Annotated in this window: 18 protein-coding genes; 8 read left to right on the top strand and 10 right to left on the bottom strand. The window is 59.1% G+C overall.

Features of this window, described 5'->3' with window-relative positions:
• Positions 1 to 75 precede the first annotated feature (75 nt).
• Positions 76 to 1,998: an esterase EstP gene (gene estP / locus APH41_RS18770; protein ID WP_054920684.1), complete on the bottom strand. Its 1,923-nt coding sequence runs from the start codon at positions 1,996 to 1,998 to the stop codon at positions 76 to 78.
• Positions 1,999 to 2,409: 411 nt separating this feature from the next.
• On the opposite strand from estP, the gene APH41_RS18765 reads away from it, so the two are divergent.
• The 4 genes from APH41_RS18765 (at position 2,410) to APH41_RS18750 (ending at position 5,729) form a co-directional block, all read left to right on the top strand.
• Positions 2,410 to 3,003: an aminodeoxychorismate/anthranilate synthase component II gene (locus APH41_RS18765; protein ID WP_032895052.1), complete on the top strand. Its 594-nt coding sequence runs from the start codon at positions 2,410 to 2,412 to the stop codon at positions 3,001 to 3,003.
• Positions 3,004 to 3,012: 9 nt separating this feature from the next.
• Positions 3,013 to 4,062 carry an anthranilate phosphoribosyltransferase gene (trpD, locus tag APH41_RS18760; protein ID WP_003194694.1) on the top strand — a complete coding sequence of 350 codons (1,050 nt, stop codon included), beginning with the start codon at positions 3,013 to 3,015 and terminating at the stop codon, positions 4,060 to 4,062.
• The gene (trpC, locus tag APH41_RS18755) at positions 4,059 to 4,895 is read left to right on the top strand and encodes an indole-3-glycerol phosphate synthase TrpC (RefSeq protein WP_054920682.1); all 837 of its coding nucleotides are present in this window, start codon (positions 4,059 to 4,061) and stop codon (positions 4,893 to 4,895) included. Before trpD ends, trpC begins: the two co-directional genes overlap by 4 nt.
• Before the next feature lie 138 nt (positions 4,896 to 5,033).
• A complete protein-coding gene (locus APH41_RS18750; RefSeq protein WP_054920679.1) occupies positions 5,034 to 5,729 on the top strand; it encodes a lipoate--protein ligase family protein in 696 nt (231 codons plus the stop codon).
• On the opposite strand, the gene crp is transcribed toward APH41_RS18750, so the two are convergent.
• On the bottom strand, positions 5,726 to 6,370 hold the full coding sequence (gene crp / locus APH41_RS18745; RefSeq protein ID WP_054920677.1) for a cAMP-activated global transcriptional regulator CRP: 645 nt from the start codon (positions 6,368 to 6,370) through the stop codon (positions 5,726 to 5,728). The two genes, APH41_RS18750 and crp, sit on opposite strands and share 4 nt — an antisense overlap.
• Positions 6,371 to 6,617: 247 nt before the next feature.
• On the opposite strand from crp, the gene APH41_RS18740 reads away from it, so the two are divergent.
• A complete protein-coding gene (locus tag APH41_RS18740; protein WP_054920675.1) occupies positions 6,618 to 7,040 on the top strand; it encodes an OsmC family protein in 423 nt (140 codons plus the stop codon).
• Positions 7,041 to 7,087: 47 nt separating this feature from the next.
• Here the strand turns inward: APH41_RS18740 and coq7 are convergent, their stop codons facing one another.
• The 6 genes from coq7 to hemJ all read right to left on the bottom strand — a co-directional run bounded on the left by coq7 (position 7,088) and on the right by hemJ (position 11,495).
• Complete coding sequence (coq7, locus tag APH41_RS18735; RefSeq protein WP_054920673.1) at positions 7,088 to 7,735, bottom strand: 2-polyprenyl-3-methyl-6-methoxy-1,4-benzoquinone monooxygenase; 648 nt, start codon at positions 7,733 to 7,735, stop codon at positions 7,088 to 7,090.
• Between the two features lie 85 nt (positions 7,736 to 7,820).
• Positions 7,821 to 8,159, bottom strand: coding sequence for a histidine triad nucleotide-binding protein (locus APH41_RS18730; RefSeq protein ID WP_003194682.1), 339 nt, complete (start codon positions 8,157 to 8,159; stop codon positions 7,821 to 7,823).
• A gap of 45 nt (positions 8,160 to 8,204) precedes the next feature.
• Positions 8,205 to 8,993, bottom strand: a complete 789-nt coding sequence (locus APH41_RS18725; protein ID WP_054920670.1) for an SDR family oxidoreductase — start codon at positions 8,991 to 8,993, stop codon at positions 8,205 to 8,207.
• Positions 8,994 to 9,054: 61 nt separating this feature from the next.
• Positions 9,055 to 10,011: a DUF805 domain-containing protein gene (locus APH41_RS18720; RefSeq protein WP_054920668.1), complete on the bottom strand. Its 957-nt coding sequence runs from the start codon at positions 10,009 to 10,011 to the stop codon at positions 9,055 to 9,057.
• 68 nt (positions 10,012 to 10,079) lie between these two features.
• Entirely contained in the window at positions 10,080 to 11,042 is a 963-nt protein-coding gene (locus tag APH41_RS18715; protein WP_054920666.1) for a nitronate monooxygenase family protein, read from the bottom strand.
• 24 nt (positions 11,043 to 11,066) lie between these two features.
• On the bottom strand, positions 11,067 to 11,495 hold the full coding sequence (hemJ, locus tag APH41_RS18710) for a protoporphyrinogen oxidase HemJ (RefSeq protein WP_003194674.1): 429 nt from the start codon (positions 11,493 to 11,495) through the stop codon (positions 11,067 to 11,069).
• A gap of 134 nt (positions 11,496 to 11,629) precedes the next feature.
• Between hemJ and argC the strand changes: the two genes are divergently transcribed.
• Together argC and erpA are read left to right on the top strand one after the other, a co-directional pair.
• Positions 11,630 to 12,664, top strand: a complete 1,035-nt coding sequence (gene argC, locus APH41_RS18705) for an N-acetyl-gamma-glutamyl-phosphate reductase (protein ID WP_034128805.1) — start codon at positions 11,630 to 11,632, stop codon at positions 12,662 to 12,664.
• A 165-nt stretch (positions 12,665 to 12,829) separates the two neighbouring features.
• Positions 12,830 to 13,180 (top strand): iron-sulfur cluster insertion protein ErpA, encoded by a 351-nt coding sequence (erpA, locus tag APH41_RS18700; RefSeq protein WP_003176443.1) that lies wholly within the window; start codon positions 12,830 to 12,832, stop codon positions 13,178 to 13,180.
• A 64-nt stretch (positions 13,181 to 13,244) separates the two neighbouring features.
• Here the strand turns inward: erpA and APH41_RS18695 are convergent, their stop codons facing one another.
• Together APH41_RS18695 and APH41_RS18690 are read right to left on the bottom strand one after the other, a co-directional pair.
• A complete protein-coding gene (locus APH41_RS18695) occupies positions 13,245 to 14,336 on the bottom strand; it encodes an anhydro-N-acetylmuramic acid kinase (RefSeq protein ID WP_054920664.1) in 1,092 nt (363 codons plus the stop codon).
• 3 nt (positions 14,337 to 14,339) lie between these two features.
• On the bottom strand, positions 14,340 to 15,752 hold the full coding sequence (locus tag APH41_RS18690) for a peptidoglycan DD-metalloendopeptidase family protein (RefSeq protein ID WP_054920661.1): 1,413 nt from the start codon (positions 15,750 to 15,752) through the stop codon (positions 14,340 to 14,342).
• Between the two features lie 209 nt (positions 15,753 to 15,961).
• Here APH41_RS18690 and tyrS point away from each other — a divergent pair, with 209 nt between their 5' ends.
• Positions 15,962 to 17,167 carry a tyrosine--tRNA ligase gene (gene tyrS / locus APH41_RS18685; protein ID WP_054896812.1) on the top strand — a complete coding sequence of 402 codons (1,206 nt, stop codon included), beginning with the start codon at positions 15,962 to 15,964 and terminating at the stop codon, positions 17,165 to 17,167.
• Positions 17,168 to 17,175: the final 8 nt, after the last annotated feature.

Genomic DNA, 17,175 nt, shown 5'->3' with positions numbered 1-17,175 from the left:
GTCACTTGAGATATTCAGTGACTGATCCACCGCCATCGCAGGCAAGCCAGCTCCCACATTTGTTTTGCGCAGTATTTAGAAATCCAGACTGACCCCGACATTGATGCTTTGCTGGGTCAAATTGTCATCCTTCCTCAGGTTATACGCCGCGCGCAGTGCCAGGTCCTGAGTCAGCTTGTGGCTGACACCCAGGCTCAAGCGGTCAGAGTTACTGCGAGGCGTATAGCCGTCCAGCTTGAAGTCGATTCCCTGGACGCTGTTGAGCGAAATGTTCACCTTCTGGGTGTCATTTTCAAACTCATGCTCGTGTGCAACTTCGCCAAAAACCTGGGTTTGCGGCGCGATGCGGTAGCTGCCTTGCAGGCCGACGCCCAGGCGCTTGGAGTCGCGTTGTTGATCATCAAAGGTCAGGGCGGTGGAGCGGCTGTTTTTCTCCGAGTAACCATTGACTTCAACCCGCGCGTAATCGGCGCTGATGAACGGCGACAGGTGCCAGTCGCCGCCCGGTGTGGCGATGTCATACCCCACGCGGCCGCTCAGTGCCCAGAGCCAGCCATCGGTATCACCTTTCTCCGAGCCTTCACTGACACCCAGGGCGAACTTGCGCTTGAGGCTGTCGAAGTCCAGCTTGCCGCCGGTCAATGCGGCATCGGCCCACCAGTGATTTTGCTGATACTGAGCGAAAGCCGTGCCCATATAGCTGTTGAGCTTGTAGTCCGAATCATTGGCACCGGCTTCGAGGGTCTGCCGATACAGGCCAGCGGCAACGCCCACGCGCCAGTTTTCATCGAGCCGGTAGCTGCCACCGATATTCAGGTTGTAGCCGCTGCCGTCGCCACTGGCCGAGCTGCTCTGATCATCGAAATCCAGGCGTTGGCCGCCGCCGGCCACTATGGCGCGCCATTGGCCGACGGCTTGCCAACTGCCGTTGTCTGCTTGCCATTGGTTACGCAGCTCGTCCTGGTGGGCGCGCAATGTGCCTTGGGCCATTTCCGGCAGCAAGGTCAGTTCCCACGGCGCGGCGAGTAGCGAATAGGCGTAGTCGGCAATCAAGCGTTGCCCGGCCACAGTAGGGTGGACCGAGTCGTTGTAGATCAGCTTGGTCGGGTCCGGATTGGTACCGCCGATGCCGTAGGTTGGGTTGGCGGTGCAACTGTTGCCGCTGAAGCAGGTGCCGGTCAGGTTCTGGCCGGTGGCGAGGCCGAAGCGGGCCGGATCGGCGAAAGCCTCGTTCAACAACAGCGGGATGTTCAGCGGGATAACCTGCGCATCCACTTGTGACAGGCGCTGTACCAGGGACTGGTTGAAAATATTGCTCAGGGCCGAGGTCGCTGCTTGCTGTGGGGTGCCGTTGATGGCTGGCGTCAGCCCCAGGTCGGGTAGCATCCAGACCATGATGTAGCGTGCGCCGGCCTGTTGCAGAGCCTGGGCGCTGTCCGCCAGACGCCCACCTGCGGCGACCGCTTGAGCGGGGCTGAGTACCCGGCCTTGGAGGAAGTCGTTGCCCCCACCGGAAAGGAAGTAGAGCGCGTTCGGGTCAGCTCTCCCACCATTGGCCGGCAAATAGCCCTGCCGGCTGCGCAACACGGTGCCACCACCGGCATTGCCGGGGGGAATCGCAGCATCGGAGACTGAGGTAATAGAGTCGAGGATATTGTCGGTACGGTAACCACCCACTGCCCAGTTGTTCCCGTCTGGCAAACCTTGGGCTGCGCGAACGGGTGAGGTGGAGGCATTCAGGTCATTGGGGGCTACCCCCAATTTGGCACCCAATAGGGTTGAGGAGACCAGGCCGTACTCACCCTGGAAGTTCGCCCCGGTTCGATTGGTAAAGCGCAACGTGGCACCGGCCGAACCGTCGGGAAACTGGCCTGCATCAGCCAGGCTGTCGCCGAAAACCACCATAGTTGAATAAGGTGACGGGGCTGCGAACGCCTGGGCGCAGGCCAATGACAGGAGGCAGCCAGCAAGGGGCGTGAAAAACGCTGGTCTGAGCATGCAAGATTCCATTCGGTTGTTTTTATGTTGGAAGTGAAACACTAGCAAAATTTCTAGCATTTTCTGTAGGGATATGTGGAATCTGCCTACGTTGGCCCCCGTATTTGCGGCTCCATATTGCACCGCTGGCGAGCCTACGTTACTGTGCCTGAACGTATGAATGAGACCCTCCCCGTGTTGATCATCAGCAAACTCTTGATGCGAGTAGTCAAGGCACACGCCCGTTGGCGTTGGCGCGCCTGACATTTTTCTCTGCCGGCCTGGCCGGACCTGTACCGATTTGCCTTCTTCACCCGTTGCCTGACGCCCCTTGCCAACTCACCCTGGCAACCGGAACGTGCGTCTGGCAGCGGGTCACACTCTTGGAAGGCGGTCATTTGAAATCAGTGAATTCAAGAGGTTTGAACCCACATGTTGCTGATGATTGATAACTACGACTCCTTTACCTACAACGTTGTGCAGTACCTGGGCGAGCTGGGTGCCGAGGTCAAGGTGGTGCGCAACGATGAACTCACTGTTGCCGAAATCGCCGCGTTGAACCCCGAGCGCATCGTCGTCTCACCTGGCCCGTGCACGCCGACCGAAGCGGGCATCTCTCTGGAAGCTATCCAGTATTTCGCCGGCAAGCTGCCGATCCTGGGCGTCTGCCTGGGCCACCAGTCCATCGGCCAGGCGTTTGGCGGTGATGTGGTGCGCGCGCGGGAGGTCATGCACGGCAAGACCAGCCCGGTGTTCCATCGTGACCTGGGTGTGTTCCACGGCCTGAACCTGCCGGTGACCGTGACCCGTTACCACTCACTGGTGGTCAAGCGTGAAACCTTGCCCGAATGCCTGGAATTGACCGCCTGGACCCAATTGGAAGACGGCTCGGTCGACGAGATCATGGGCTTGCGTCACAAGACGCTGAACATCGAAGGGGTGCAATTTCACCCTGAATCAATCCTGACCGAGCAGGGCTACGAGCTGTTCGCCAACTTTCTCAAGCAGAGCGGCGGCACGCGCTAAGGACTTTTCATGGATATCAAGACTGCCCTGAGCCGTATCGTCGGCCATCTGGACCTTAGCACCGCGGAAATGAGCGATGTGATGCGCGAGATCATGACCGGCCAATGCACCGATGCCCAGATCGGCGCCTTTATGATGGCGATGCGCATGAAGAGCGAAAGCATCGACGAAATAGTCGGTGCGGTGTCGGTGATGCGTGAGCTGGCGGACAAGGTCGAGCTCAAGACTCTCGACGGCGTCGTCGATGTGGTGGGCACCGGCGGTGACGGTGCGAATATTTTCAACGTGTCGACCGCCTCATCTTTTGTGGTGGCCGCCGCTGGTTGCACCGTCGCCAAGCACGGTAACCGTGCAGTGTCTGGCAAGAGCGGCAGTGCCGACTTGCTGGAAGCGGCCGGTATTTACCTGAACCTCACGCCGGTGCAAGTAGCGCGCTGCATTGACAGCGTTGGTATCGGCTTCATGTTTGCCCAGTCCCATCATGGCGCAATGAAACACGCTGCCGGCCCGCGTAAGGACCTTGGCTTGCGTACCCTGTTCAACATGCTCGGCCCGCTTACGAATCCGGCCGGTGTGAAGCACCAGGTGGTAGGCGTGTTCAGCCAGGCGCTGTGCCGGCCGCTGGCCGAAGTCTTGCAACGCCTGGGCAGCAAGCATGTGCTGGTGGTGCATTCCAAGGATGGCCTCGACGAGTTCAGCCTGGCGGCGCCGACCTTCGTGGCGGAGCTGAAGAACGACGAGGTCACCGAATATTGGGTCGAGCCCGAAGACCTTGGTATGAAAAGCCAGAGCTTGCACGGCCTGGCGGTGGAAAGCCCGGCAGCTTCGTTGGAATTGATTCGTGATGCCCTGGGGCGTCGCAAGACCGAAAACGGTCAGAAAGCTGCGGAAATGATTGTGCTCAACGCTGGCGCAGCCCTTTACGCCGCCGACCATGCCTATAGTCTCAAGGAAGGTGTCGCCTTGGCCCACGATGCGCTGCACACCGGCCTGGCTCGTGAGAAGCTCGAAGAGCTGGGAGCATTCACCGCCGTATTCAAGATGGAGAATGAAGGATGAGTGTGCCAACCGTTCTGGAAAAGATCCTGGCCCGCAAGGCTGAAGAAGTGGCTGAGCGCCGCGCCCGTGTGAGCCTGGCCGAGTTGGAAGCGCGGGCGAAAACCGCCGATGCGCCACGCGGCTTTGCCAATGCCTTGATCGCCCAGGCCAAGCTCAAGCAGCCGGCCGTGATCGCCGAGGTCAAGAAAGCCTCGCCGAGCAAAGGCGTGATTCGCGAACACTTCGTACCCGCTGAGATCGCCGTCAGTTACGAGAAGGGTGGGGCAACCTGCTTGTCTGTGCTGACGGATATTGACTACTTCCAGGGTTCCGACTCGTTCCTGCAACAGGCGCGCGCTGCGTGCAAGCTGCCGGTGATCCGCAAGGACTTCATGGTCGACCCGTACCAAATCGTCGAAGCTCGTGCCTTGGGTGCCGACTGCGTTTTGCTGATTGTCTCGGCATTGGATGACGTGAAGATGGCGGAGCTGGCGGCCGTGGCCAAAAGCGTCGGCCTGGACGTGTTGGTCGAAGTGCATGACGGCGACGAGCTGGAGCGCGCATTGAAGACCCTCGATACTCCGCTGGTGGGCGTCAACAACCGTAACCTGCATACCTTCGACGTCAGCCTGGAAACTACCCTCGACCTGCTGCCGCGTATTCCGCGCGATCGCTTGGTGATTACCGAGAGTGGCATCGTCAATCGCGCCGATGTGGAATTGATGGAAATCAGTGGTGTGTACTCGTTCCTGGTGGGCGAGACCTTTATGCGCGCCGAGAACCCGGGGGCGGAACTGCAGCGTTTGTTCTTCCCGGAGCGCGGTACGACGATCAGCGGTTCGACACTAGACTGATTTGAAATACGCTCGGAACTGTAGGAGCTGGCTTGCCTGGATAGCGGCGGGTCAGCCAACCTCTGTGTAGCTGACACACCGCTATCGCAGGCAAGCCAGCACCCACATTGGTTTTGTGTTTATTCAGGTAGGTGTTCGATGCTCCAGCCCGTGATCATGACTGTCGAAGCTGGCCTTGCCGCCGAGCAAGACCTATTGGCAGCCGTTTGCGCGGGTGAGCAGGCATTCGGATTGCTGTTCTGGCAGCCCAGTGACCAAGCGCTGGTCATGCCGCGCCGTTTGAGCCGGCTGCCGGCATTCGCGGTGGCGAGCCAGGTCTCGGCCGATGCGGGTTGGCCGGTATTGCTGCGTGAAACCGGCGGTGAGCCGGTGCCGCAGTCCGGCGCCACGGTCAACATCGCCCTGGTCTATGCCCCACCGCGTAGCGAAGGCGACCAGGGGCGCATCGAAACCGGCTATCAGCGCTTGTGCCAACCGATCTGTGATCTGTTGATCGAGTTGGGTGGCGATGCGTCCGTCGGCGAAATTGACGGTGCGTTTTGCGACGGTCGTTACAACGTCAACCTCAATGGCCGCAAAATGGTGGGCACTGCCCAGCGTTGGCGGCAAAGCGGTGGCCGCCCGGTCGGGTTGGTGCACGGGGCGATGTTGCTGGAGAATGATCGTGAGGAATTGATTGCGGCGGTCAACCGCTTCAATCAAGCCTGCGGCTTGGAGCAGCGGGTTCGCGCCGATAGCCATATCGCACTGCACGAAGCGTTTCCCGCGCCGGACGCGATCCGTCGGCTCGACACGTTGTACCGGCAGATGCTGGCTGGCTTCCTGCCGCTCTAGCGAGTACCGAACACCACCATCGTCTTGCCTTTGACGTGCACCAGGTTGCGTTCTTCCAAATCCTTGAGCACGCGGCCGACCATTTCCCGCGAACACCCGACAATACGTCCGATCTCCTGGCGCGTGACTTTGATCTGCATGCCGTCGGGATGGGTCATGGCGTCGGGTTGTTTGCATAATTCCAGCAGGCAGCGAGCGACGCGGCCAGTGACATCAAAGAACGCCAGGTCGCCGACCTTACGCGTGGTGTCGCGCAGGCGCTGGGCGATCTGACCGCTCAGGGCGTACAAGATGTCCGGATCATGCTGGGCCAATTCGCGAAATTTCGCATAGCTGATTTCGGCCACTTCGCACTCAACTTTGGCCCGTACCCAAGCACTACGTTCCTGCTCTTTGCCTGCTTGTTCAAACAAACCCAGCTCCCCGAAGAAGTCTCCGGCGTTGAGATAGGCAATGATCATCTCACGGCCATCCTCATCCTCGATCAGGATGGTGACCGAGCCTTTGATGATGAAGAACAGGGTTTCTGAACGCTCGCCGGCGCAGATGATGTTGTGTTTGGCCGGATGACGTCGGCGCTGGCAGTGAAGCAGCAGCTTGTCGAGGTTCTTGATCTTGGATGTGGGAGTAAGAGCAACCATGGTTGTATCCCGAAAAAGACTGCGCGGTGTCGTTGGCGTTGTTTTTATCCAGCGGCATCTCATTGATACACGCCGTACAAGACATGGCAATGCGCCATTCATTTGGCGCCAGCTTACCAGACACCTTCTGTCGCGATTAGCCAATTTAGCGGGCAAACGCTGTCATTTATCGATTTTATGCAGGGCGCTGCTGTTTCAAGGCCCTGTGCTAAGCTGGCGACCCTTTTTTAGCAGTGGAGTCTGGGCGATGAAGGCACGCATCCAATGGGCGGGCGAAGCCATGTTCCTCGGTGAGTCGGGCAGCGGCCACGTGGTGGTTATGGATGGCCCGCCGGAAGCCGGCGGTCGGAACCTGGGTGTACGCCCCATGGAAATGTTGCTGCTGGGTGTGGGCGGTTGCAGCAATTTCGACGTGGTCAGCATCTTGAAGAAGTCCCGGCAAGCCGTGGAAAGCTGCGAAGCCTTCCTGGAAGCCGAGCGCGCCACTGAAGACCCCAAGGTTTTTACCAAGATCCATATGCATTTCGTGGTCAAGGGCCGGGCGCTGAAAGACGCTCAGGTCAAGCGTGCCATCGAGCTGTCGGCCGAGAAGTACTGCTCAGCATCGATCATGCTGGGGGCCGCGGGCGTGGTCATTACCCACGACTACGAAATCATCGAGTTGGGTTGATTGCAGCCGGCAAAAGAAAGGGCGCTTCGGGCGCCCTTTTTTTCGGTTCAGATTCGATAGGTGCTTTTGGTCATGACCTTGGCCAGCAGGCTCATGCCGAACCGTACCGGGGCTGGAAAGCGGAAGCCGCCCGCGTCCAGCGCGCTCTCTGCGTGGTGTTCTTCATCGATGCGCATCTGCTCAAGAATGGCCCGTGACTTTTCGTCTTCGGCCGGCAGTTGCTCCAGGTGTTCGTCCAGGTGCTTGCACACCTGATGTTCTGTCGCGGCCACAAACCCCAGGCTGACTTTGTCGCTGATCAGCCCGGCAGCCGCGCCGATACCAAACGACAAGCCATAAAAAAGTGGGTTGAGCACGCTGGGATGGCTGCCCAACTGGCGGATGCGTTGTTCGCACCAGGCCAGATGGTCGATCTCTTCCTCGGCCGCATGCTCCATCGCCGTGCGTACCTGTGGCAACTTGGCGGTCAGCGCCTGGCCCTGGTACAACGCCTGGGCACAGACTTCACCGGTATGGTTAATGCGCATCAGGCCAGCGACGTGACGGGTATCGGTGTCGCTCAGCTGTACATCCGGCTGCACGATGGCGGGCGAGGGACGGTAGGGCTGGCCGCTGAACGGCAGCAGGGTGCGCATGGCCGTGTCGGCTTGCAGCAACAGACGGTCAATCGGCGAGTAGTGACGTTGGGTAGTCATGCTGACCTCCGGGAAGAATCTCGGCGGCCAGTTTACCGCAAGAGAGCGTCCAGCGTTTGTGCTGAGTCAATTTGCCCTTGTGCACTCAGCCCGGTGGCCAGTTCATCTGGCGCTGACCCAGCACGTGCATATGGATGTGGTAAACGGTTTGCCCGCCGTCTTCATTGCAATTCATCACCACACGAAAGCCTTTTTCGCAGCCTTGTTCCACGGCCAGGCGTTGGGCGGTGAACAGGATATGGCCGGCCAGCGCCTTGTCGTCCTCGGTCAGGTCGTTGAGGGTACGAATGGGCTTTTTCGGGATAACCAGGAAATGCACTGGCGCCTGCGGGGCGATATCGTGAAAAGCCAGGACTTGGTCATCTTCATAGATGATCTTCGCCGGTATTTCCCTGTTGATGATCTTGGTGAACAGAGTATCCACAGCTGTATCTCCATCGTGAAAGGTGAGGTGAGTGTACGTAGGCCATCAGCGTGGGCAATAGGCCTTGTTGATGGCGCCGGCAATTTTGCGGGTGAGCCAGCGGGGGCTCAGGCGTGGGCTGAACGTCAGCCAACGATTGCGGCGCCCGGGAATGATGATGGCCTTGTTCTTTTCCAGCGCCCGCACGGTGTACAGCGCGACTTCTTCCGGGCTCATCAGTTGCTGGCTGCGGTCGAGTTTCGCCGTATCCATCTGCGCGGTGCCGAAGAATGCGGTGCGCGTGGGGCCGGGGCACAGCACTGAAACCTTGATGCCGCAGGTCTTCAATTCCTCGCGCAGCCCTTCGGAGAAGTGCAATACGTAGGCTTTGCTGGCGTAGTAGCTACTCATCCACGGCCCAGGCTGGAAGGCGGCGACCGAAGCCACATTGAGGATTTGCCCGCCGCCATGCAGGGCCATCGCATTGCCCAGTGCGTGGCACATGCGGGTCAAGGCCAGGATGTTGACCTCGATGAGGTCCTGCTCGGTCATCCAGTCCTGGGCCAGGAACGGCCCGCTGGTGCCGATGCCGGCGCAGTTGACCAGCAGGTCGATCTGTCGCTCACCCTCTTCGAGCTCCAGCAAAAAGCCGGACAAACGCAGCGGCTCGCCCAAATCACAGGCACGAAACAGCACCTCGACGCCGAAGCGTTGGGTCAACTCCAATGCAATGCTTTCCAACTGATCACGCTGGCGGGCCAACAGAATCAAGCTACGGCCGCGCCGTGCCAAGGCCTCGGCCAATGCCAGGCCGATGCCACTGGAGGCGCCGGTGATCAGAGCGTAACGGGTCATGCCTTTCTCCATCGCTACGCCACCGGCCTATGACAGTGCGTCACAGGCGGCGGGCGTTTCTTCACTGTTCTGGAGAGTCTACAGGTTCGGCTGCATCGTCAGCACTTTGCGCTTCGGCTTCGTCAACGATAGCGCTTTGATCGGCGTCTGCATCGGAGGTAATGGAGCTGCTTTCGTAGCTGCTGTCCATGTTGGCTTCAAGCTGGTCCAGGTAGCCATTCATACCCAGGGTGACGACGATGATGAGCATCAAGGGAATGAACGCCAGCCACAGCGAGGCCAGGATTTTCACCGCAGTGGAGTTGCGTGGTGGTGGCGCGCCGTATTGGTTGGCGCCCGTGTTGCCTGGCAATACCAGCAACAGCAACGGGAAAACACTGTTAACCAGCGGAACCAGGTTGAGCAGGTACAGCCAGCCAGACCAGCCCAGGTCATGCAGGCGCTGCACGCCGATTTGCACGCTCACCACTACCAGTGCCACAAACAGCGCGAAACCCAGCAGCGAGCCAATAATGATGGCGATGGTTGGCGAGGCTGTCGCCACCGCGAAGCCCACCGTACTGATGATGCCCGCTGCCACCAGCATCGCGACGGTCAGTGCCAGCGTCCAAGCCAGGTAGCGCAGGCGCCCGATGCGCCCGTGGATGGTGAATACCTTTAGGGTGGCGAACTCCGGCAGGTCGTCGCCAACTGCGGCGCGTGGCGGTGCATAAGGTGACGCAGCGGCGGGGTCAGAGGTTGACGAGTCCGTCTCGTGGGTTTCTGCAAGGTTGAACGCCACGGGTTGTTCGGCCTCGATGCGAGCGTCGATCCCGGCATTGTGCAGTGCCGTCAGGTAAGTTTGCGCGTCGGGCTGGGACAGGTCGCGCTTGAGCGCGACGGGGCGGCCGGTGAAGAGTTTTTCGATTGCTTCAACATCGCTTTTGAATAGTTCGGCGAGGTTCAGCTTGGCGGTGGTGCTTTCGACACCTGGGCGCAAGGCTCCGTCAAACACAATCTTGAAACGGCTGTCGCTCATGCGGGCATCCTTGTCACTTAATCAGGGAGAGTATGCAGGCCTGTCCAGTTGGCAGGCCCGGCAGTGGGTCAGCGTGGCCAGCGCAGTTGCGCGGCGTGCTCGCGTGCTTTGCGGTATTCGGCATCCAGGCGCGCTATGAGCTCATCCACAGTGGGTACATCATTGATCTCACCGACGCCTTGGCCAGCAGACCATACAGTTTTCCACGCTTTGGCCTCATCGCTCAATGGCTTGAGCTTGGAACCGAAATTGACTTCACCCTTGCCTTGAAGCGCAGCAAGGTCAAAACCGGCATTTTCCAGGCTCTGGCGCATAAAGCTTGCAGGTACGCCGGAGACTGCAGGAGTGTGCACGATGTCGGCAGCGCGGGATGTGAGCAGCATCTCCTTATAGGCATCCGGTGCCTGACTTTCGGTGGTGCCGATAAAGCGCGTACCGAAATATGCCAGGTCTGCCCCCAGCATCTGGGCGGCAAGAATTTCGTGCCCATGGTTAAGGCAGCCCGCCAGCAGCAGGGTTTTGTCGAAGAACTGGCGAATTTCGGCAATCAGCGAAAAGGGGCTCCAGGTGCCAGCGTGGCCACCCGCGCCAGCGGCTACGGCAATCAGGCCGTCTACGCCGGCTTCAGCGGCTTTTTCCGCATGGCGTCGGGTAGTAACGTCATGAAATACCAGGCCGCCGTAGCTATGAACCGCGTCCACCAGTTCCTTTACCGCACCGAGGCTGGTGATGACGATGGGCACCTTGTGCTCGACACAGATCGCCAGGTCGGCCTCCAGCCGCGGGTTGCTGTTGTGCACGATCAGGTTCACGGCATAGGGCGCAGGATTGTCCAGCAGCGCCAAGCCCGCTTCGATTTCTTCCAGCCAGGCCTTGAAGCCGCTGCTTTCGCGTTGGTTGAGCGCCGGGAAACTCCCCACTACCCCGTTGCGACAGCAGGCCAGGACCAGTTGCGGATTGGAGATCAGAAACATCGGCGCGGCCACCACGGGCAGGCGCAGACGTTGTTCCAGCAGAGCGGGCAGCGACATTGGAGGTTCCCCGAGTAATTGACGTTAGAACGGTTTGACCACGACCAAAATTACGATAGCCAGCAATATCAGAACCGGGACCTCATTGAACCAGCGATAAAAGACATGGCTGCGGGTGTTTTCGCCACGGGCGAAGCGTTTTACCTGTGCGCCGCACATGTGGTGATAGCCGATCAGCAGGACGACCAGGGTCAGCTTGGCGTGGATCCAGGCCCCCGACTGGAAAATGCCTGGGTTGAGGGCCAGCATCCAGATGCCGAAGACCAGTGTGGCAACCATCGCCGGGCCCATGATGCCACGGTACAACTTGCGCTCCATGATGCTGAAGCGCTCCTTGCTGACGGTGTCTTCGCTTTGGGCGTGGTAGACGAACAGGCGCGGCAGGTAGAACAGCCCGGCAAACCAGCAAACGATGCTGACGATATGGAAGGCTTTGACCCAAAGATAGAGCATTTTAGTTATTCCCAGGTTCACGGTAGCGAAGATAGTAGTGGCTCATGCGCCCGTACGTCACGTTGACGGTTGTCGCAGGACGATACGGCCCCTATTATCGACGGCTTTCCAGTGGGTTCGTTGAGGGCAGGTTTATGGTCAAGGTCGGTATCGTCGGCGGCACGGGTTACACCGGTGTCGAATTGCTGCGTCTGTTGGCTCAGCATCCGCAGGCTGAGGTGGTGGTCATCACTTCCCGATCCGAAGCCGGGCTGGCCGTGGCCGATATGTACCCGAACCTGCGAGGCCACTATGACGGTCTGGCGTTCAGTGTGCCGGACACCAAGACCCTGGGTGCCTGCGACGTGGTGTTCTTCGCCACGCCTCACGGTGTCGCCCATGCTCTGGCCGGTGAGCTGCTGGCGGCCGGTACCAAGGTTATCGACTTGTCGGCAGACTTCCGCCTGCAAGACGCCGATGAGTGGGCCAAGTGGTACGGCCAGCCCCATGGTGCGCCGCAGCTGTTGGAAGAGGCGGTTTACGGCCTGCCGGAAGTCAATCGCGAGCAGATCAAGCAAGCGCGCCTGATTGCCGTGCCGGGTTGCTATCCGACGGCGACGCAATTGGGCTTTCTGCCATTGCTGGAGGCTGGCTTGGCGGATGCGTCGCGCCTGATCGCGGACTGCAAGTCGGGCGTCAGTGGTGCGGGCCGTGGTGCGGCGGTAGGTTCGCTTTACTCCGAAACGTCGGAAAGCATGAAAGCCTATGCGGTAAAAGGTCATAGGCACTTGCCGGAAATCCGCCAGGGTTTGCGTCGCGCTGCCGGCCAGGATGTGGGGCTGACCTTCGTGCCGCACCTGACACCGATGATCCGCGGGATTCACTCCACGCTGTATGCGACCGTCACCGATCGCTCGGTAGACCTGCAGTCGCTGTTTGAAAAGCGTTATGCCAATGAGCCGTTCGTCGATGTGATGCCGGCCGGTAGCCATCCGGAAACGCGCAGCGTGCGTGGTGCCAATGTGTGCCGTATTGCGGTGCATCGTCCGCAGGATGGCGACCTGGTGGTGGTGTTGTCGGTGATCGACAACCTGGTCAAGGGCGCTTCGGGCCAGGCGGTGCAGAACATGAACATCCTGTTCGGCCTGGACGAGAAGTTGGGCCTGTCCCACGCGGGGATGTTGCCTTAACGCGGGATCACCGTTGCGCAAAAGGCCCTTTGATCGGGCCTTTTGCATTTTTAATGGTCGCTGGGCGGATTGATATACCGTAACAATAGTTGACCGCTTTTCTAGGAGAAGCGGATAATACCGGCCATTACGCATATGGCGGCGCTACGCCGGGAGATTATCAGCATGAGCGTTGAATCCTTCACCCCCACGGCTTTGCAATTCACCCACGGTGCTGCGCACAAGGTGAAGAGCCTGGTCGATGAAGAGGGTAATGATCGCTTGAAGCTGCGCGTATTCGTTACGGGCGGCGGTTGTTCAGGGTTTCAGTACGGTTTTACCTTCGATGAAGATGTGGCCGATGACGACACTATCGTTGAGCGCGAGGGTGTGAGCCTGGTCGTGGATCCGATGAGCTTCCAATACCTGGCAGGTGCCGAGGTGGATTATCAGGAAGGTCTGGAAGGCTCGCGTTTCGTGATCAAGAACCCTAATGCCACCACGACATGTGGTTGCGGGTCTTCGTTCTCGATCTGATCGGTAGCAGGTACAAAAACGCCGCTTGGCTTTTACGGGCCAAGCGGCGTTTTGCTGTCTGGGGTCAGGCGGGGTAGATCGCGCCAAGCACTCGAAGCCCACGTGCGCCAGTGACGCTGGGGCGATTGGCGGCGATGCCTTCCAGGCAGCAATGTGCCAGCCAGGCGAAGGCCATTGCTTCTACCCAGTCAGGATCTACGCCGTAGGCCGCTGTAGTGCTGACATGAGTGGAAGGCAGCAACGTTGTCAGCCGGCTCATCAGTGCCCCGTTATGGGCGCCGCCCCCGCAGATCAGCAAGGTTGTTGTGTCAGTCTGGGCGCTTTGCAGGGACTCGACGATGGTCAGGGCCGTCAGCTCCAGCAGGGTGGCCTGTACGTCTTGGGGTTCAAAGGCGGGCAAACGGCCAAGGTGCTGCTGCAGCCAGGCCAGGTTGAACACTTCGCGGCCCGTGCTTTTTGGGCCTTTGGTCATGAAGAACGGATCGCTGAGCAACGTATTGAGCAGTTGGGGTTGGACCTTGCCGCTGGCCGCCCATTGCCCGTTCCGATCAAAGTGTTCGCCGCGCTGCAGGTTAATCCAGGCATCGAGGAGGACGTTCCCCGGGCCGCAGTCGAAACCGGCGACAGGCTCGCCCGTCTCGATCAGGCTGAGGTTGCTGAACCCGCCGACATTCAATACCGCGCGATTGCCCGTCTGCTCGCCGAACAAGGCTTCATGAAAGGCTGGAACCAATGGAGCGCCTTGGCCGCCGGCAGCGACATCGCGGCTGCGGAAGTCGCTGACGACCGTGATGTCTGTCAGCTCGGTGAGAAGGGCAGGGTTGCCGATCTGAACGGTAAAGCCTCGGGAGGGTTCATGGCGAATCGTCTGGCCATGGCTACCAATCGCCCGAATGTCCTGAGGCTTGAGGTTCTGTTGATCCAGCAAGGCGTGGATGCCTTGCGCAGCGAGCGTTACCCATTGTTGCTGTGCAATTGCCGAGCGGGCGATTTCATCCGGGCCACTGGCGCATAGGCTCAGCAGTTCTGTGCGCAAGGCGTCAGGCATCGGGATGTAATGAGTGGCGATCAGATTGACCGCCGCGCCTTGTTCGATAAGGGCGATATCCAGGCCGTCGAGGCTGGTCCCGGACATCACACCGATATAGAGCGGCATACCTTAACGCTTCGCCGAAGCCAGCATGGTGGAGCGCTCTTGATCCATGCGTGCCATCAGCGGCTGGCTCTGCTGCATGAAGCGCGCGCGTTCGGCCTTGGCAATCGGGTCAGCCATCGGCAGCTTCTGGCCCAATGGGTCGACGTGTACGCCGTTGACCTGGAACTCGTAATGCAAGTGCGGGCCGGTGGAGAGGCCGGTAGTGCCGATGTAGCCGATCACTTGCCCCTGTTTCACGTTGCCGCCAGTCTTGACGCCCTTGGCAAAGCCTTGCATGTGGCCGTACAGCGTGCGGTAAGTGTTGCCGTGCTGGATGATCACCGTATTGCCGTAACCACCACGGCGCCCTGCCAACAAGACCTTGCCGTCGCCCGCCGCTTTGATTGGCGTGCCACGCGGCGCGGCATAGTCGACGCCCTTGTGTGCGCGAATTTTGTTCAGAATTGGATGCTTGCGGCCCATGGAGAAACGCGAGCTAATACGAGCAAAGTCAACGGGGGTACGGATGAAAGCCTTGCGCATGCTGTTGCCATCAGCTGTGTAGTAGCTGCTGTTGCCTTGTTTGTTGGTGTAGCGCACGGCGGTGTAGGTTTTGCCGCGGTTGGTGAAGCGTGCAGACAGGATGTTACCAGTGCCCACGACTTTTCCGTTGGCTACTTTCTGCTCGTAGATCACGTCGAACTCATCGCCTTGACGGATGTCCTGGGCGAAGTCGATGTCGTAGCCAAAAACGCTGGCCATGTCCATGGTCATGCTGTGCGACAGGCCCGCACGCGCGGCCGATTGCGACAGGGAGCTGTTGATCACGCCATGTACGTAGGCGGAACGCATGACGGGTTTGGTGGTGATTCGGTTGAATGCGAAGCCTTTGGCGCCTTTGCTCAGGCTGATGCTTTCCAGGTCGCTGATACTGGTGTGCAGGTTGTTCAGCTGGCCGTCTGGCGTCAGCTCAAACTCGAGCTTTTGGCCACGTTTGAGCTGAGTGAATTGCTTGGCTTGCTTATCGCTGGCGAGCACTTCATTTACAGCAGCGGCAGGCAATCCAACCTTTTCGAACAGGGTAGATAGTGTGTCGCCTTTGCCCACGATGACTTCGCGGTGCTGGGGATTCTTGGCTGCGGCTGCCGCAGGTGCTTCCTGGGTGGCTTGTTGAGTGTCTTCTGGAGCGCTTTCGATCTGTGCGAAAGGTGATTCGGCCGGAGCATTTGTGGCTTGTTGAGCGTCGGAAGCGTCTTGATCTTGTGTCAGTTGTTCAACTGGGCTTTCCAGATCGAGGCTCAGGGATGTTCGTTTGGCTTCAACGTCACTGGAAGGGAATACCAGCAGTGCCAGGCTGAGAAGGGCGGCGATACCACTTGCGGCGAGCAGGTGGGTCTTCGGGTAAAGCGGCGGCGCTTTAGACGGTTCAGTGGTCATAAGTAATTTTGACTTTGAAGATGAAATGGAAAAGATGAATGACATGATGAAGATGAAATAACTGTATAAAATATAACCAAATCATCTGTGGCGCAAGCTCGCGAACGCTGGGCTTGCTGAACGGTGTCCGTGCGCAGGGCAAAACTTGTAATTAGTCCCTGATCTTGTATGGTTGGTTCCCTTTTGAATCTGAGCCTTGCGGGTCTGTTATGAAGTCGGTTGAAGAGCAGCTAGCGCTGATAAAACGTGGTGCGGAAGAACTGTTGGTCGAGGCCGAGCTGATCGAAAAGCTCAAGCGTGGCCAACCCCTGCGTATCAAGGCTGGCTTTGATCCGACTGCGCCGGATCTGCACCTGGGTCATACCGTGCTTATTAATAAGCTGCGTCAGTTTCAGGAGTTAGGCCATCAGGTCATCTTCCTTATAGGTGACTTCACTGGGATGATCGGTGATCCAAGCGGCAAGAGTGCTACGCGCCCGCCGCTGACTCGTGAGCAGGTGCTCGATAATGCCGAGACCTACAAGACCCAGGTATTCAAGATCCTTGATCCAGCCAAGACTGAGGTGGCGTTCAACTCCACTTGGATGGACAAAATGGGGCCGGCAGATTTCATTCGTCTGACGTCCCAGTACACCGTGGCACGCATGCTCGAGCGCGATGACTTCGACAAGCGCTACTCGACCAATCAGCCAATCGCCATCCATGAGTTCCTCTACCCGTTGGTTCAAGGGTACGACTCGGTGGCGCTGCGCGCGGACGTTGAGTTGGGTGGCACCGATCAGAAGTTCAACCTGCTGATGGGGCGTGAATTGCAACGCGCCTATGGTCAGGAGGCTCAGTGCATTCTGACCATGCCGCTGTTGGAAGGCTTGGATGGCGTCAAGAAGATGTCCAAGTCTCTGGGGAACTATGTCGGTATCCAGGAAGCACCAGGTGTGATGTACGGCAAGTTGGTGTCTATTCCGGATGCGCTGATGTGGCGCTACTTCGAGCTGTTGAGCTTCCGCTCGATGGACGAGATCAATGCGCTGCGTGCGGATGTCGAGGCGGGCGCTAATCCTCGCGATGTGAAGATTAAGCTGGCTGAAGAAATCGTTGCGCGTTTCCATGGTGAGGAGGCTGCGGCCAGCGCTCACCGCGCGGCAGGTAATCGCATGAAAGACGGCGAGCTGCCTGACGATCTGCCGGAGATTGAACTGACTGCTGCCGAGGCGATGCCGATTGCGGCTGTGCTTAATAAGGCTGGCCTGGTGAAGAATTCGGCGGTCGCGCGTGATCTCTTGGGTTCGGGCGGTGTACGTATAGATGGTGAGGTGGTTGATCGCACCTTTATATACGAGCTGGGCGCGACTCACGTTTGCCAGGCGGGGAAGAAGGCATTTGCGCGTATTACGCTGAAATCCGAACAAGTCTGAAAATAGGT

It is taken from the genome of Pseudomonas sp. NBRC 111138 (assembly GCF_001320835.1).
Lineage (GTDB): Bacteria > Pseudomonadota > Gammaproteobacteria > Pseudomonadales > Pseudomonadaceae > Aquipseudomonas > Aquipseudomonas paracarnis.
Note: the sequence above shows the minus strand (reverse complement) of the source record. Positions and strands in the feature narration are given on the sequence as shown.

What these genes read in the sequence shown, in the direction of transcription:
- tyrS (WP_054896812.1), top strand. Translation starts at nt 15,962, where the DNA reads ATGAAGTCGGTTGAAGAGCAGCTAGCGCTGATAAAACGTGGTGCGGAA.
- APH41_RS18720 (WP_054920668.1), bottom strand. Translation starts at nt 10,011, where the DNA reads ATGAGCGACAGCCGTTTCAAGATTGTGTTTGACGGAGCCTTGCGCCCA.
- APH41_RS18695 (WP_054920664.1), bottom strand. Translation starts at nt 14,336, where the DNA reads ATGCCGCTCTATATCGGTGTGATGTCCGGGACCAGCCTCGACGGCCTG.
- APH41_RS18765 (WP_032895052.1), top strand. Translation starts at nt 2,410, where the DNA reads ATGTTGCTGATGATTGATAACTACGACTCCTTTACCTACAACGTTGTG.
- trpC (WP_054920682.1), top strand. Translation starts at nt 4,059, where the DNA reads ATGAGTGTGCCAACCGTTCTGGAAAAGATCCTGGCCCGCAAGGCTGAA.
- estP (WP_054920684.1), bottom strand. Translation starts at nt 1,998, where the DNA reads ATGCTCAGACCAGCGTTTTTCACGCCCCTTGCTGGCTGCCTCCTGTCA.
- APH41_RS18715 (WP_054920666.1), bottom strand. Translation starts at nt 11,042, where the DNA reads ATGTCGCTGCCCGCTCTGCTGGAACAACGTCTGCGCCTGCCCGTGGTG.
- APH41_RS18725 (WP_054920670.1), bottom strand. Translation starts at nt 8,993, where the DNA reads ATGACCCGTTACGCTCTGATCACCGGCGCCTCCAGTGGCATCGGCCTG.
- APH41_RS18690 (WP_054920661.1), bottom strand. Translation starts at nt 15,752, where the DNA reads ATGACCACTGAACCGTCTAAAGCGCCGCCGCTTTACCCGAAGACCCAC.
- erpA (WP_003176443.1), top strand. Translation starts at nt 12,830, where the DNA reads ATGAGCGTTGAATCCTTCACCCCCACGGCTTTGCAATTCACCCACGGT.
- APH41_RS18750 (WP_054920679.1), top strand. Translation starts at nt 5,034, where the DNA reads ATGCTCCAGCCCGTGATCATGACTGTCGAAGCTGGCCTTGCCGCCGAG.
- trpD (WP_003194694.1), top strand. Translation starts at nt 3,013, where the DNA reads ATGGATATCAAGACTGCCCTGAGCCGTATCGTCGGCCATCTGGACCTT.
- hemJ (WP_003194674.1), bottom strand. Translation starts at nt 11,495, where the DNA reads ATGCTCTATCTTTGGGTCAAAGCCTTCCATATCGTCAGCATCGTTTGC.
- argC (WP_034128805.1), top strand. Translation starts at nt 11,630, where the DNA reads ATGGTCAAGGTCGGTATCGTCGGCGGCACGGGTTACACCGGTGTCGAA.
- coq7 (WP_054920673.1), bottom strand. Translation starts at nt 7,735, where the DNA reads ATGACTACCCAACGTCACTACTCGCCGATTGACCGTCTGTTGCTGCAA.
- APH41_RS18740 (WP_054920675.1), top strand. Translation starts at nt 6,618, where the DNA reads ATGAAGGCACGCATCCAATGGGCGGGCGAAGCCATGTTCCTCGGTGAG.
- crp (WP_054920677.1), bottom strand. Translation starts at nt 6,370, where the DNA reads ATGGTTGCTCTTACTCCCACATCCAAGATCAAGAACCTCGACAAGCTG.